The following is a 13384-nucleotide window of genomic DNA, read 5'->3' as shown; positions in this document are numbered from 1 at the left end:
GAGCCTCTATGTACATCTATCGTCTGGTCCTGCTTCTGGTAGTGGGCATCTACCTGTTCTCACCCGCGATCATGGATTGGTGGATCCAACCCCACGGCGCCTGGTATCGCCCGTACCTGCTGTGGCTGATCCTGATCGTGGTGACCTTTTTGCTGCTGAGCCAACGCGATGCCGATGAGCTTTAACCTGAGTCAACTGCTGCTGATCAGCGCCCTCTATCTGCTGGCCCTGTTCAGCGTCGCCTGGTTGAGCGAACGCGGCGTGGTGCCGCGCTGGATGGTCCGCCACCCGCTGACCTACACCCTGTCGCTGGGCGTCTACGCCAGCGCCTGGGCCTTTTATGGCTCGGTCGGATTGGCCTACCAGTATGGCTACGGCTTCCTGGCCTGCTACCTGGGGGTGACCGGTACGTTCTTGCTCGCCCCGGTGCTGCTGTATCCGATCCTGCGCATCTCACGCACTTATCAGCTGTCTTCCCTGGCTGACCTGTTCGCCTTTCGCTTTCGCAGCAGTTGGGCCGGCGGACTCACCACTCTGTTCATGCTGCTAGGCATCCTGCCGCTGCTGGCCTTGCAGATGCAGGCCGTAAGCGATGCCATCGGCATTCTTACCCGCGAGCCGCTGCATGACCGCGTCGCGCTGAGTTACTGCGCACTGATCATCCTGTTCACCATTCTGTTCGGCGCCCGCCATGTGTCGCCTCGGGAGAAACACACCGGCCTGGTGTTCGCCATGGCCTTCGAGTCGACGGTCAAACTGGTCGCCCTGCTCAGCATCGGCCTGTATGCGCTGTATCAGGTGTTTGATGGCCCACAAGGGCTGGAAACCTGGCTGCTGACCAATCAGGAAGCGCTCAATACGCTGTATACCCCGCTGCAGGAAGGTCCGTGGCGCACCCTGCTGCTGGTGTTCTTTGCCTCGGCGATCGTCATGCCGCACATGTACCACATGACCTTTACCGAAAACCTCAACCCGCGCACCCTGGTCAGCGCCAGCTGGGGACTGCCGCTGTTCCTGCTGCTGATCAGCCTGCCCGTGCCGCTGATCCTGTGGAGCGGCCTCAAGCTGGGGGTAAACACCAACCCGGAATATTTCACCCTGGGCGTGGGCCTTGCGCTCAACAGCGAAACCCTGGCGCTGCTGGCTTATATCGGTGGCCTGTCCGCCTCCAGCGGCCTGATCATCGTTTCCACCCTGGCCCTGTCGGGCATGGCGCTCAACCATCTGGTCCTGCCGGTTTATCAACCCACTGCGGCGGGCAACATCTATCGCTGGCTGAAATGGACCCGACGCGCGCTGATTACCGCCATCATTCTCGGCGGTTATGGCTTTTATCTGCTGTTAGGCTCCAAGCCCAACCTGGCCAACCTGGGCATCGTCTCCTTCGTCGCCACCCTGCAGTTCCTACCCGGCGTACTCTCGGTGCTGTATTGGCAAACCGCCAACCGACGCGGTTTTATCGCGGGCCTGTTGGCCGGTTTCGCCGTCTGGACAGTCACCATGCTCTTGCCGCTGATCGGCAACTTGCAGGGCTTCTACATGCCCTACCTGGACATCGTCTATGTACTGGACGACACCAGCTGGCACCTGGCAGCCATTACCTCACTGACCGCCAATGTGCTGTTCTTCACGCTGATCTCCTTGTTCAGCGACCCCAGCGCCGAGGAGCAAAGCGCCGCCGAAGCCTGCGCGGTGGATAACGTGCGTCGCCCGCAACGCCGGGAGCTTCTCGCCACCTCGCCGCAGGATTTTGCCGCCCAGTTGAGCAAGCCGCTCGGGGCCAAGGCAGCGCAGCGCGAAGTCGAGCACGCGCTTAGCGACCTGCAGCTCCCCTTCGACGAACGCCGCCCCTACGCCCTGCGCCGCCTGCGCGACCGGATCGAAGCCAACCTGTCCGGCTTGATGGGCCCAAGCTTTGCCCAGGAAATCGTCGAGACCTTCCTGCCTTATAAATCCAGCAGCGAAGCTTATGTCTCCGAGGACATCCACTTCATCGAAAGCCGCCTGGAGGACTATCGCTCACAGCTCACCGGCCTGGCCGCCGAACTTGACAGCCTGCGCCGCTTCCACCGGCAGACGCTGCAGGATCTGCCGGTGGGCGTCTGTTCGCTGGCCAAGGATCGGGAAATTCTCATGTGGAACCACTGCATGGAAGAGCTCACCGGGATCGCCGCCCAACACGTACTGGGCGAACGTCTTTCGGCCATCGACGAACCCTGGCGCAGCCTGCTGACCGACTTCATCGACAGCCCAGCCGAGCACCTGCACAAGCACCGCCTGAGCGAAGACGGAGAAAATCGCTGGCTGAACCTGCACAAGGCGGCTATCGAAGAGCCACTGGCCTCGGGCAACAACGGCCTGGTGCTGCTGGTCGAAGACCAGACCGCCACCCGCGCTCTGGAAGACAAACTGGTGCATTCCGAGCGCCTGGCCAGCATTGGCCGCCTGGCCGCTGGCGTTGCCCATGAAATCGGCAATCCGATTACCGGCATCGCCTGCCTGGCCCAGAACCTGCGGGAGGAACGCGACGAAGACGGCGAAATCCGTGAGATCAGCCAGCAAATCATCGACCAGACCAAACGCGTGTCGCGCATCGTCCAGTCACTGATGAATTTTGCCCATGCCGGCGCCCTGCACAGCAATAACGAAGCCGTCAGCCTGGCGGCTATCACCCACGAAGCCATTGGCCTGCTGCAACTCAACCGGCGTAACGCCGCGGTGCAGTTCTTTAACCTGTGCGCCCCGGAGCACTGCGTTGAAGGTGACCCGCAACGCCTGGCCCAGGTGCTGATCAACCTGCTGAGCAATGCTCGCGACGCCATGCCTGAGGGCGGCATCATCCGCATCGGCAGCGAGGCCGACGAACACACCGTGACCCTGATCGTCGAGGACCAGGGCAGCGGTATTCCCAAAGCCATCATGGACCGGCTGTATGAGCCATTCTTTACCACCAAGGACCCCGGCGCCGGCACCGGTCTGGGCCTTGCGCTGGTCTATTCCATTGTGGAAGAGCATTATGGACAGATCATTATCGACAGTCCGGTCGACCCCGAGAGCCAGCGTGGCACCCGTTTCCGGGTGACCTTGCCTCGCCATGTCGCAACGACCTCCGCCCCGTCCTGAGCCGTCGAGAAAGAGAGAGAACCGTACTCAATGCCGCACATCCTGATCGTCGAAGACGAAACCATCATTCGCTCCGCCCTGCGCCGCCTGCTGGAGCGCAACCAGTACGAAGTGAGCGAGGCGGGCTCCGTGCAAGAAGCCCAGGAGCGCTTTCGCATTCCGGATTTTGACCTGATCGTCAGCGACCTGCGCCTCCCCGGCGCCCCAGGCACCGAGCTGATCGGATTGGCCAAGGGTGCGCCCGTGCTGATCATGACCAGCTATGCCAGCCTGCGCTCGGCAGTGGATTCGATGAAGCTTGGCGCGGTGGACTACATCGCCAAGCCCTTCGATCACGATGAAATGCTCCAGGCGGTGGCGCGCATTCTGCGTGAACGCGAGCAACGCGCCAGCAGCACCGAGCCCCCCGCCAAACCAGCCGCCCGCAACGAGAAGCCGGCCGGCAATGGCGAGATCGGCATCATCGGCTCAAGCCCGGCCATGGAAGACCTGTTCGGCAAGATCCGCAAGGTCGCGCCTACCGATTCCAACGTGCTGATCCAGGGTGAATCCGGGACCGGCAAGGAACTGGTGGCCCGTGCTCTGCACAACCTGTCGCGGCGCGCCAAGGCACCGCTGATCTCGGTGAACTGCGCAGCCATTCCGGAAACCTTGATCGAGTCCGAGCTGTTCGGCCACGAAAAGGGCGCCTTCACCGGCGCCAGCGCCGGGCGCGCCGGACTGGTGGAGGCCGCGCACGGTGGCACTCTGTTTCTCGACGAGATTGGCGAGCTGCCGCTGGAAGCTCAGGCCCGCTTGCTGCGCGTACTGCAGGAGGGCGAGATTCGCCGGGTCGGCTCTGTGCAGTCGCAGAAGGTCGACGTCCGCCTGATCGCAGCCACTCACCGCGACTTGAAGAATCTGGCCAAGACCGCCCAGTTCCGTGAAGACCTGTATTACCGCTTGCACGTCATTTCACTGAAACTGCCGCCACTGCGAGAGCGGGGCGCCGACGTCAGCGAAATCGCCCACACGCTGCTGGCTCGCCAGGCCGCGCAAATGGGGCGCGAAGACCTCAGGTTCACCATCGATGCGGAACAGGTGATTCGCCATTACGCCTGGCCCGGTAACGTGCGTGAACTGGAGAACGCTATCGAGCGGGCGGTGATTCTCAGTGAAGGCCCGGACATTTCCGCCGAGCTGCTGGGCATCGATATCGAGTTGGACGATCTGGATGATCTGGACGACGGTCTCTCCTCCCGCCCGTCAATGAGCGTCAGCACCAACGAACCGACCGAGAACCTGTCGCTGGAGGATTATTTCCAGCACTTCGTCCTCGAGCATCAGGACCACATGACCGAAACCGAATTGGCGCGCAAGCTGGGCATCAGCCGCAAATGCCTGTGGGAACGCCGTCAACGTCTGGGGATTCCACGCCGTAAGGCAGGCGCGACCAGCGGCTCCTGATCGATGCGGTAACACATAGGCTTGCCCACAAAAGTGTTACCTGCGCCACTCAAACGTAACGAAACCGGGTTTCAAAGTAACGGAGCCCGGTTTTTTTCTGCCTTCCAAAAGCCATGCAATTTAGCTAAACCATTGAAATATAAGAGATTTACTAATCTTGGCACGGCTTCTGCTACACCCTAAGCACAACAACAATAAAAACCACACATCCATAGAATAAAAACAACACGTAACGACTCCAGCACAATAACGACAACAAGGCGGAGGCGCAGCTAACCGATTCTTTTGGAGACTTGCTTTTGGGGACTCCCCAACAACCGGATCGAGAACAATAAAACTGTCACCAGGCAGCGCCGAACAGGTTGGATCCTTTGATCAAAGCAGCACCAGCATCCAAAGCAATCCGTTTGCTATTGACTCCCGATCGGGAGGCATCCAAGGCCAACAAGAGCCCACGATGCACCGGACAACAAGAACAACAAGGCCGGACAATAACAACAACAAACAAGCAACAATTCTTCTGGGGGAGCTGCGGCTCCCCCTGTCAATTCCGCTTGCGCAACCCTATTCGTTCCCCATCCCCCCTCCCGGTGCTAGAATCCTCGGCCATCCGGTGGTTATTGCCCTTCTGGCTGCCCCTTCTTATTCGCAAAACAGTTGCCGTCCCATGCTGAAGAAGCTGTTCAAGTCTTTTCGTTTTCCCCTGCGCCGCGCCGCGCATCCTCGCACCACCCCTGAAGTGCTCAGCAGTCGCCAGCACTCGCTGACACGCTCGCGCATCAGCCGCAATGCGGTCAATGTGGTCGAGCGCCTGCAGCAGGCCGGCTACCAGGCTTATGTAGTAGGCGGCTGCGTACGCGACCTGCTCTTGAACCTGCCTCCCAAGGATTTCGATGTGGCCACCAGCGCCACGCCTGAACAAGTGCGCGCGGAGTTTCGCAACGCCCGCGTGATTGGCCGACGCTTCAAGCTGGCCCATGTGCATTTCGGACGCGAGATCATCGAGGTCGCCACCTTCCGCGCCAACCACCCGCAAGCCGATGATGACGAGGAAGAAAACAACTCCCACTCGGCGCGCCACGAAAGCGGCCGCATCCTGCGCGACAACGTCTACGGCACGCTGGAAGACGATGCCCAGCGCCGCGACTTCACCATCAATGCCCTGTACTACGACCCCCGTACCGAGCGCATTCTCGATTACGCCCAGGGCGTACACGACATCAAGAACCGGCTGGTGCGCCTGATCGGCGATCCTGAACAGCGTTACATGGAAGACCCGGTGCGCATGCTGCGTGCCGTGCGTTTCGCCGCCAAGCTCGACTTCGCCATCGAACGGCACAGCGCTGGACCCATCCGCCGCCTGGCACCGCTGCTGCGTGACATTCCCGCCGCCCGCCTGTTTGAAGAAGTGCTCAAACTGTTCCTCGCGGGACGGGCCGAGCGCACCTTCGACCTGTTGATCGAGTTTGACCTGTTTGCCCCGCTGTTTCCCGCCAGCGCTGCAGCCCTCAAAGAGCAGCCTGAATACGCCGACAAACTGATCCGCCAGGCGTTGATTAATACCGATGAGCGCATTCGCCTGGGTAAGCCGGTCACCCCCGCCTTTCTGTTCGCCACGCTGCTCTGGCCCGCCCTGCCCGCTCGCGTGCTGGACATGCAGGAGCGTGGCATGCCGCCCATTCCGGCCATGCAGGAAGCGGCCCACCAGCTGATCAGCGAGCAGTGCCAACGCATTGCCATTCCCAAGCGTTTCACCCTGCCGATTCGCGAAATCTGGGACATGCAGGAACGCCTGCCTCGCCGTCACGGCAAACGCGCCGACGTGCTGTTGGAAAACCCGCGCTTTCGCGCCGGCTACGATTTCCTGTTGCTGCGTGAAAGCGCTGGCGAGCAAACCGACGGCCTCGGTGACTGGTGGACCGATTACCAGGAAGTCAGCGACAGCGAGCGACGCAATATGATTCGCGCCCTGAGCAGCAAGGACGAGCGCAGCGGCGCGCCCCGCAAACGTCGCCGCAGCGGTGGACGCAAGCGCCGTCCCGAACCGGGCGGCAACCCGACAGGCGAGTGACATGGAGCGGGTATATATCGGTCTGGGCAGTAATCTCGAGCAGCCCCTGCAGCAGTTGCGCGCGGCGCTCGCAGCCCTGGCAGAACTCCCGCAAACCCGACTCGACGGCGTGTCTTCTTTTTATGCCAGCGACCCGCTCGGCCCACCTGATCAGCCACGTTATGTGAATGCCGTGGCAGCCCTGGATACCGAACTGGCGCCCCTGCAGCTACTGGATGCCCTGCAGCGCATCGAGCAACAGCAGGGCCGGGTACGCAAAGCCCAGCGTTGGGGACCGCGCACGCTGGATTTGGATATCCTGCTTTTCGGTGATCGCCAACTGCACGACGAGCGCCTGACCGTGCCCCACTACCATATGCATGCGCGGCCCTTCGTCCTTTATCCGCTGGCCGAGATCGCTCCTGAACTGCACCTACCCGATGGTCGTCCGCTCAGCACCCTGCTGGATCAGTGCCCATTTCAGGGCCTGGAGCGGTTGCCAGCAGTTGCGCAAAGCGGATAACCGCTGTGAATTCGAGTAACACCCGCAATTGACTTCGCGCCTGCCCATCACGACTATAAGCGTCCCAATGCCCAGTACCGGCACCTCATAACGTGCCGACCCAGAGCGCCCGCGGCCCGCGAAACGCTCTGCGAAGAGGACTCACCATGCCCGCTATCACCCTGACCACCTTGCAAAGCCTGAAACAGAAAGGCGAAAAAATCGTCATGCTGACGTGCTATGACGCGACCTTCGCCGCTGCTGCGAACGCCGCCGGCATCGAAATGCTGCTGATCGGCGACTCGCTTGGCATGGTCCTGCAAGGTCACGACAGCACCCTGCCGGTCAGCGTCGGCGACATTGCCTACCACACGGCCAGCGTCAAACGCGGCAATCAGGATGCACTCATCGTCGCAGACTTGCCGTTCATGGCCAACGCCTCGCTTGAGCAAACCCTGCTCAACAGCGCCGAGCTGATGAGGGCCGGTGCGCACATGGTCAAGGTGGAAGGCGCTGGCTGGCTCGCCGAGCCCATTCGCCAACTGGCGGACCGCGGCATTCCCACTTGTGTGCACCTGGGGCTGACCCCGCAAACTGTCAACGTGCTTGGCGGCTACAAAGTGCAAGGTCGCAGCGAAGCCCAGGCCCGCCAGCTACGCGCCGATGCCATTGCTCTTGAACAGGCCGGTGCGGCCATGCTGTTGCTCGAATGCGTACCCAGCGACCTGGCCACCGAGATCAGCCAGTCGGTGTCGATTCCCGTGATTGGCATTGGCGCCGGTAGCGGCACAGATGGCCAGGTGCTGGTCCTGCACGACATGCTGGGGCTGTCACTGACCGGTCGCACGCCCAAGTTCGTGAAAAACTTCATGGCCGGCCAACCCAGCATTGTCGAGGCGCTGCGCGCCTACACCCAGGCCGTCAAGGCGGTCACTTTCCCGGCTCCCGAGCACGAATTCAGCGCATGAAAACCGTTACTACCGTTCATGAATTGCGCGCTGCCGTGGCCCAGGCCCGCAGCGCCGGCAAGCGCATCGCCCTGACACCGACCATGGGCAACCTGCACGAAGGCCACATTGCGCTGGTCCGGCAGGCCGCTGCCCACAGCGAGTTCGTGGTGGCGAGCATTTTCGTCAACCCGCTGCAGTTCGGGGCCAACGAAGACCTGGACACCTACCCGCGCACCCTCGCTGCCGACCAGGAAAAACTGGCCGCTGCCGGTTGCGCGCTGCTGTTCGCGCCCGGCGTCGCAGAAATGTATCCAAACGGGATGGATGACCAAACCCGGGTGGTGGTGCCCCGCGTAACCGAGGGTCTGTGCGGCGCCAGCCGTCCCGGCCATTTCGACGGTGTTTCCACCGTGGTCTGCAAACTGTTCAACATGGTCCAGCCCGATCTCGCGATCTTCGGCGAGAAGGATTACCAGCAATTGGCGGTGATCCGCACCATGGTCCGCGACCTGAACCTGCCGATCGAGATCCAGGGCACGCCCATCGTTCGCGCCGCCGACGGCCTGGCCTTGTCCTCGCGCAATGGCTATCTGGATGAAGCCCAGCGCCAGGCCGCGCCAGCGCTTTACCGCAGCCTGAACCACATCGGCAACGCCCTGGCCGCCGGTGCCAACGACTTCGCCACCTTGATTGCCGAAGCCAGAACACTCCAGGAACAGGCCGGCTTTCGCCCGGACTACCTGGAAATCCGCGAAGCCGAGACACTGCGACCGGCCACCCCTCAGGACCGGCAACTGGTGATTCTGGCTGCCGCTTACCTGGGCAGCACGCGTCTGATCGACAACCTGACCATCAATCGTTAATCCCCGCCTCGGCGCCCGATTGCCCACCTTGTCCGGTCACCGGGCTTGGGGCACACTCTGCCGCCGTTTTGCGGCACCTGATGAGGAAACCCCGTCATGCATGCCATCATGCTCAAGGCCAAACTGCACCGCGCCATCGTCACCCACGCCGTGCTGGACTATGAAGGCTCCTGCGCCATCGATGGCGACTGGCTGGACCTGTCCGGGATCCGCGAATACGAGCAGATCCAGCTGTATAACGTGGACAATGGCGAGCGCTTCACCACTTATGCGATTCGTGGCGAAGCCGGCTCAAGGATCATTTCCGTCAACGGCGCCGCAGCCCACAAGGCGGATGTCGGCCATCGCCTGATTATTTGCGCCTACGCCCACTACAGCGAAGCCGAACTGGACAGTCACCAGCCCCGCGTGTTGTACATCGGCGCAGATGGCGACCTGAGCCACACCAGCAACGCCATACCAGTCCAGCTGGCCTGACACCGGGGCGACCTTCGGTCGCCCCGAGGAACGCCCTCGGTGTTTGGCTCTCCAAGGGAAGTGGCGGTGCGACCATGCGCGCTGCCTGCAGGAATTTTCCGAACGCGCGAAGGTTCGCGCGCCACCGCACAGGAAGCCGGACATGGCGTACTACCAAACCCCACCCGATATCACCCGACTGCCTGCTTGGCAGGCACTGAGCGAACACCGCCAGGCCATGCGCGCGTTCAGCCTGCGCGAGGCGTTCGCCGAGCAACCGCAGCGCTTTACCGACTTCTCGCTGACCGCCTGCGGATTGTTCCTCGATTACTCGAAGAACCTGATCACCGAGGATACCGTCGCGCTGCTGATGCGCCTGGCCCGCGAGGCCGGCCTCGAAGACGCCATTCAGGCCCAACTGGACGGTGAAACCGTCAACGCCTCGGAACGCCGCCCTGCGCTGCACACAGCCCTGCGTCGCCCCATCGGTGAGCAGGTCCTGGTCAACGGCGAGGATGTGATGCCCGACGTGCACCGCGTGCTGGGGCAGATGACCGACCTGGTAGGACGAATCCATAACAACCTGTGGCGCGGCTACAGCGAAAAGAGCATTACCGATGTGGTGAACATCGGTATTGGCGGCTCCTTTCTGGGGCCGGAGTTGGTTTCCGAAGCCCTGTTGCCCTTCGCCCAGCGCGGCGTACGTTGCCATTACCTGGCGAATATCGATGGCAGCGAATTTCGCGAAGTAACCGCCCGGTTGAATGCCGAAACCACGCTGTTCATCGTCTCCAGCAAGTCCTTCAATACCCTGGAAACCCTTAAGAACGCCCAGGCGGCGCGCACCTGGTACCTGGCCAGCGGCGGCTCCGAAGAGAAGCTCTACCGGCACTTCATTGCCGTGACCAGCAACAGTCAGGCAGCCATCGATTTCGGCATTAGCGAAAAGAACATCTTCCCCATGTGGGACTGGGTGGGCGGGCGCTATTCACTGTGGTCGGCCATCGGTCTGCCCACTGCCCTGGCCATCGGCATGGCCAACTTCAAGGAGCTGCTGACGGGCGCCTACTGCATGGACCAGCATCTGCGCGATACACCGTTCGAGCAGAACATGCCCGTCCTGTTGGCCATGCTCAGCCTCTGGTACAGCAACTTCTGGGGCGCACAAAGTCACGCCTTCCTGCCCTACGACCACAACCTGCGCAACTTCGTCAAACACCTGCAGCAGTTGGACATGGAGTCGAATGGCAAGAGCGTGCGCCAAGACGGCAGCCCGGTCACCTGCAGCACAGGCCCGGTGATTTGGGGTGGCGTCGGCTGCAACGGCCAGCATGCGTACCATCAGTTGCTGCATCAGGGCACACAATTGATTCCGGCAGACTTCATCGTCCCGGTGGTCAGCTACAACCCGCTGGCCGATCACCATCATTGGTTGTATGCCAACTGCCTGTCGCAGAGCCAGGCGTTGATGCTCGGCAAGACCCGCGCCGAAGCCGAAGCCGAGCTGCGCGCCCAGGGCCTGCCGGACGAAGAAATCCAGCGCTTGGCGCCGCACAAAGTGATCCCCGGCAATCGACCGAGCAACACCCTGGTGGTCGAACGCATCGATCCGCGCCGTCTCGGCGCCCTGGTGGCGCTCTACGAGCACAAGGTCTTCGTGCAAAGCGCGCTTTGGGGCATCAACGCCTTCGACCAGTGGGGCGTGGAATTGGGCAAAGACCTGGGCCGCAACGTCTACCAGAGCCTGGTCGGCAGCCAGGACGCCAACGGTGAAGACGCCTCGACCCGAGGCCTGATCGAGTATTTCCGTAGCCGCCACCGGGGATGACGGCGGCATATGCAAGGGCGAAGGACGTGTGCAGCCGATCAGCTGTGCACCCAACCCGACGCCCTGCACGCCTGGCCTGCCTCTGCAGGCTACCCTGAGCTCACACGCAGGATGCTTCCACCGTCCATTTGCTGCTCTGGTCTGCGGGTCTCAGGCTAGAGCGCGAGGCCGTTTTTATGGAATACCTACGTCAACGCATTGAACGCCAGGTGCTCAGCCTCACCGGGCTGGCCTTGGGCGGTGTCGATTTCGAGAATCCCAAGGGCGATCCGGGCTTGTTCGGACCCGACTCAGCCTGCTGGAAGGTGCATAGCGATTTCACCTCGATGCTGATCGGTGGGGTTTCCGCCCTGATGCTACAGATGCTCCACCCACTCGCCCTTTCCGGCGTCTGGGACCACTCGAATTTTCGCCAGGACATGCTCGGCCGTTTGCGCCGCACCGGGCAGTTCATTTCCGGTACCACCTTTGCCAGTCGCGCCGACGCCGAGCGCCTGATCGCCCGAGTGCGACGCATCCATGACCACATCACCGGCGTCGCCCCCGATGGCCGTCCCTATGCCGCCAATGATCCTGCACTACTCACCTGGGTGCATGTAGCCGAGGTCTACAGTTTCCTGCAATCGCACCTGCGCTACCGCAATCCGGCGATGCCGGGCCATGAGCAGGATCGCTACTACGATGAAATCGCCCTGGTCGGTGAGCGCCTCGGTGCTCGCGACATCCCACGCACCCGTCAGCAAGTGGCCGACTATTTCCAGGCCATGCGCCCGCAGTTGCTGTGTGACGAGCGCTGCCGCGAAGTCATGCGCGTCCTGCTCAATGCGCCCGCCCCCAACACTCTGAGCAAACCGATGGGCGCCTTGATGCTGCGCGCCGGTATCGACTTGCTTCCCGGATGGGCCGCCGTCCAGCTGGGCTTTCATCAGGGCAATCGCCGGCGCTACTGGATACGCACCGCTGTATTGCATAGCGCCCCGGTGCTGCGCTGGGCTGTGCGCAATGGCTCGATCCACCGCGCACGACGCCGATTGGGCTTGCCCAATAGCTAATCGCCAGCCCGGCGGCGTGGCGCCGGGTTTTCTTGTAAAATGCGCACCTTCCCCTCCCGAGACCGCCGCGCATGCCCTCTCTTGACCAGGCGCTGCGCGCCGCCCTGGACGCTCGTCGCCCTTTGCTGGACGAACTGCACGCTCAAGGTACCGACTGCTACCGCCTCTTCCATGGCAGCCAGGAAGGCGTTCCCGGTCTGACCATCGACCGCTATGGCCCGCAACTGCTGATCCAGAGCTTTCACCAGCCTCTGGACATCGCTCTGCTGCCGAGGCTCAGCGCGCAGATCGACGCCTCTCTCGGCACATCGCTACTGATGGTCTACAACGATCGCTCCCAGGGCCATTCACGCATCGACCGCGCAGCCCATCAGCCGGAGCCGGCGGCGCTGGCTGAACTGGTCGGCCATGAATGGGGCCTCAACTACCGGGTGCGCGGTCGCCATGCGGGCCAGGACCCGCTGCTATTTCTCGACCTGCGCAACGCTCGCGGCTGGGTCAAACAGCACGCGGCTGGCAAGTCTGTACTCAACCTGTTTGCCTACACCTGCGGCGTTGGCCTGTGCGCCAGTGCGGGCGGCGCCAGCGAGGTATGGAATCTGGATTTCGCCGCCGGCAACCTGGCCGTCGGCAAGGAAAACGCGGCCCTCAACCCGCAATTGCCGGCCATGCGTTTTATTCAGTCCGATTATTTCTCGGCCATCCGCCAGCTCGCCGACCTGCCCATTGCCCACCGTCGCGGTCACCGCCTGCCCTCTTACGAACGACTGGAGCAACGCCAATTCGACTTGGTGTTTCTCGACCCGCCCGCCTGGGCCAAGAGCGCCTTTGGCACCGTCGACCTGCTGCGCGACTATCAAAGCCTGCTCAAGCCCGCGCTGTTGACCACTGCCGAAGGCGGCGTGCTGGTGTGCAGCAACAACCTGGCCAAAGTCGATATGGGTGAATGGCGCGATCAGGTCATGCGTTGCGCAAGCAAGCTGGGGAGACCGGTACGGGATTGCCAGCCGATTTTCCCGGCGGCGGATTTTCCGTCGAGAGACGGCCACGCACCGTTGAAAACCCTGATTTTGCACCTCTGAGGTTTTCACTCTGGCAACCGCCGGGAGAAGGA

General features: G+C 62.2%; 11 protein-coding genes. All 11 read left to right on the top strand.

Features of this window, described 5'->3' with window-relative positions; translation table 11 throughout:
* Nucleotides 1-8: 8 nt before the first annotated feature.
* Nucleotides 9-185, top strand: a complete 177-nt coding sequence (locus ACTV8E_RS17495; protein WP_251836627.1) for a hypothetical protein — start codon at nucleotides 9-11, stop codon at nucleotides 183-185.
* On the top strand, nucleotides 169-3123 hold the full coding sequence (locus ACTV8E_RS17490) for a sensor histidine kinase (RefSeq protein ID WP_273535294.1): 2955 nt from the start codon (nucleotides 169-171) through the stop codon (nucleotides 3121-3123). The genes ACTV8E_RS17495 and ACTV8E_RS17490 overlap by 17 nt, the downstream gene beginning before the upstream one ends.
* A gap of 30 nt (nucleotides 3124-3153) precedes the next feature.
* Complete coding sequence (locus ACTV8E_RS17485) at nucleotides 3154-4569, top strand: sigma-54-dependent transcriptional regulator (protein WP_443200322.1); 1416 nt, start codon at nucleotides 3154-3156, stop codon at nucleotides 4567-4569.
* 667 nt (nucleotides 4570-5236) lie between these two features.
* Nucleotides 5237-6640: a polynucleotide adenylyltransferase PcnB gene (locus ACTV8E_RS17480; RefSeq protein ID WP_443200321.1), complete on the top strand. Its 1404-nt coding sequence runs from the start codon at nucleotides 5237-5239 to the stop codon at nucleotides 6638-6640.
* Nucleotide 6641: 1 nt separating this feature from the next.
* Complete coding sequence (gene folK, locus ACTV8E_RS17475; RefSeq protein ID WP_443200320.1) at nucleotides 6642-7142, top strand: 2-amino-4-hydroxy-6-hydroxymethyldihydropteridine diphosphokinase; 501 nt, start codon at nucleotides 6642-6644, stop codon at nucleotides 7140-7142.
* A gap of 146 nt (nucleotides 7143-7288) precedes the next feature.
* The gene (gene panB / locus ACTV8E_RS17470; protein ID WP_443200319.1) at nucleotides 7289-8089 is read left to right on the top strand and encodes a 3-methyl-2-oxobutanoate hydroxymethyltransferase; all 801 of its coding nucleotides are present in this window, start codon (nucleotides 7289-7291) and stop codon (nucleotides 8087-8089) included.
* Complete coding sequence (gene panC / locus ACTV8E_RS17465) at nucleotides 8086-8934, top strand: pantoate--beta-alanine ligase (protein ID WP_443200318.1); 849 nt, start codon at nucleotides 8086-8088, stop codon at nucleotides 8932-8934. Before panB ends, panC begins: the two co-directional genes overlap by 4 nt.
* 96 nt (nucleotides 8935-9030) lie before the next feature.
* Nucleotides 9031-9411 (top strand): aspartate 1-decarboxylase, encoded by a 381-nt coding sequence (panD, locus tag ACTV8E_RS17460; RefSeq protein WP_251836620.1) that lies wholly within the window; start codon nucleotides 9031-9033, stop codon nucleotides 9409-9411.
* A 142-nt stretch (nucleotides 9412-9553) separates the two neighbouring features.
* Nucleotides 9554-11218: a glucose-6-phosphate isomerase gene (gene pgi, locus ACTV8E_RS17455; RefSeq protein ID WP_443200317.1), complete on the top strand. Its 1665-nt coding sequence runs from the start codon at nucleotides 9554-9556 to the stop codon at nucleotides 11216-11218.
* A gap of 176 nt (nucleotides 11219-11394) precedes the next feature.
* Entirely contained in the window at nucleotides 11395-12270 is an 876-nt protein-coding gene (locus ACTV8E_RS17450) for an oxygenase MpaB family protein (protein ID WP_443200316.1), read from the top strand.
* Between the two features lie 71 nt (nucleotides 12271-12341).
* On the top strand, nucleotides 12342-13352 hold the full coding sequence (locus ACTV8E_RS17445) for a class I SAM-dependent rRNA methyltransferase (protein WP_443200315.1): 1011 nt from the start codon (nucleotides 12342-12344) through the stop codon (nucleotides 13350-13352).
* Nucleotides 13353-13384: the final 32 nt, after the last annotated feature.

The sequence above is a fragment of the Pseudomonas sp. B392_1p genome, from assembly GCF_052245235.1.
GTDB classification, from domain to species: domain Bacteria; phylum Pseudomonadota; class Gammaproteobacteria; order Pseudomonadales; family Pseudomonadaceae; genus Serpens; species Serpens gallinarum.
Note: the sequence above shows the minus strand (reverse complement) of the source record. Positions and strands in the feature narration are given on the sequence as shown.

What these genes read in the sequence shown, in the direction of transcription:
- ACTV8E_RS17480 (WP_443200321.1), top strand. Translation starts at nt 5,237, where the DNA reads ATGCTGAAGAAGCTGTTCAAGTCTTTTCGTTTTCCCCTGCGCCGCGCC.
- panB (WP_443200319.1), top strand. Translation starts at nt 7,289, where the DNA reads ATGCCCGCTATCACCCTGACCACCTTGCAAAGCCTGAAACAGAAAGGC.
- folK (WP_443200320.1), top strand. Translation starts at nt 6,642, where the DNA reads ATGGAGCGGGTATATATCGGTCTGGGCAGTAATCTCGAGCAGCCCCTG.
- ACTV8E_RS17490 (WP_273535294.1), top strand. Translation starts at nt 169, where the DNA reads ATGCCGATGAGCTTTAACCTGAGTCAACTGCTGCTGATCAGCGCCCTC.
- ACTV8E_RS17495 (WP_251836627.1), top strand. Translation starts at nt 9, where the DNA reads ATGTACATCTATCGTCTGGTCCTGCTTCTGGTAGTGGGCATCTACCTG.
- ACTV8E_RS17450 (WP_443200316.1), top strand. Translation starts at nt 11,395, where the DNA reads ATGGAATACCTACGTCAACGCATTGAACGCCAGGTGCTCAGCCTCACC.
- panD (WP_251836620.1), top strand. Translation starts at nt 9,031, where the DNA reads ATGCATGCCATCATGCTCAAGGCCAAACTGCACCGCGCCATCGTCACC.
- ACTV8E_RS17485 (WP_443200322.1), top strand. Translation starts at nt 3,154, where the DNA reads ATGCCGCACATCCTGATCGTCGAAGACGAAACCATCATTCGCTCCGCC.
- pgi (WP_443200317.1), top strand. Translation starts at nt 9,554, where the DNA reads ATGGCGTACTACCAAACCCCACCCGATATCACCCGACTGCCTGCTTGG.
- panC (WP_443200318.1), top strand. Translation starts at nt 8,086, where the DNA reads ATGAAAACCGTTACTACCGTTCATGAATTGCGCGCTGCCGTGGCCCAG.
- ACTV8E_RS17445 (WP_443200315.1), top strand. Translation starts at nt 12,342, where the DNA reads ATGCCCTCTCTTGACCAGGCGCTGCGCGCCGCCCTGGACGCTCGTCGC.